The following is a 1199-nucleotide window of genomic DNA, read 5'->3' as shown; positions in this document are numbered from 1 at the left end:
GCTCCTTTAGATTTGTTTTTTAGATATTTATGAAAGAGAAAGGAAACAAAAGTAACCTATGACAAGGCTCTAAGTTTTAAGACTTATAAGCTGATTTAGACTTTTGTTTCCCTTTTCATCAAAAGGCTCATATAGAAATTTAGGTAATACCTATTATCAAGGAGTTAAGCAATTGATGAATTTTCTCTATTCATTTTCACTTAAAAACAAAGTTATGAAAAAGACAGTTATTGGTATTGATGTAAGTAGTAGAACATTAGACTTGAGTGTTATTGAGCATAAACAAGTTCATTATGCTACGATTGAAAACAAGGTTAAAAGTATTGTGAAATTTTTAAAAGCGTATGATGATACAAATACCATTATAGCTATGGAAAATACAGGAAGATATAACTGGTATATCTATGAAGCCTTAGATCAGTTTTCATTTGAAGTATATGTAATATCACCTTTACATTTAAGCAAAAGCTTAGGATTAGTTAGAGGTAAAAACGATAAAATAGATGCTCTTAGAATTTGTCAATTTGTTCAGAAAAACAAAGCAGAACTTACAGCTTGGCAACCTACTGCTAAGAATATTCAATGTCTTAAGGTTTTATTATCAGAGCGTAATTCTAGAATCAAAACCAAAAGACAGCTTTTGGCTAGACAGAATGATTATAAACTAATGAAAACCTTAGGATTGGATAAAGAATTGTTAGCCTTAAATAAACAACAAGTCAAAGCCTTAGAAAAACAAATTAAAAAGATAGAACACAAAATAAACGATATTATTGAATCAGATCAGAAACTTAAAAATCAACAAAAATTAATTAAAACCATTCCTGGAGTTGGTAATGTATTGTCTTGGACTGTAATTGGGAAAACAGAAGGTTTTTCAAAATTTACAAACCCAAGAAAGTTTGCTTGTTTTGCTGGAGTAGTACCTTTTGAATATCAATCAGGATCCTCTATATATCGAAAACCCAAATTATCAATGTTTGCGGATAAAGAACTCAAAAGTATTCTACACTTGGCTGCAATGAGCGCTATAAGACTAGACAACGATCTAAGAAAATATTATGTGAAAAAAGTAAAAGAAGGTAAAAATAAAATGAGTGTACTTAACGCAGTGAGAAATAAAATTATTCATAGAATCTTTGCTATAATAAAAAACCAAACTGCTTATAAAAACAATTTGGTTTTGTCATAGAAATCAG

Annotated in this window: 1 protein-coding gene; it reads left to right on the top strand. The window is 29.1% G+C overall.

Going from position 1 to position 1199, the window contains the following annotated elements:
• The first annotated feature begins 214 nt into the window (after positions 1-214).
• Positions 215-1192 carry an IS110 family RNA-guided transposase gene (locus ACWNT5_RS24200; RefSeq protein WP_456518851.1) on the top strand — a complete coding sequence of 326 codons (978 nt, stop codon included), beginning with the start codon at positions 215-217 and terminating at the stop codon, positions 1190-1192.
• The last annotated feature ends 7 nt before the right edge of the window (positions 1193-1199 follow it).

Source organism: Aquimarina sp. 433 (assembly GCF_054054605.1).
Note: the sequence above shows the minus strand (reverse complement) of the source record. Positions and strands in the feature narration are given on the sequence as shown.

Excerpts from the sequence above, each read along its gene's own strand:
- ACWNT5_RS24200 (WP_456518851.1), top strand. The coding sequence starts at position 215 with ATGAAAAAGACAGTTATTGGTATTGATGTAAGTAGTAGAACATTAGAC.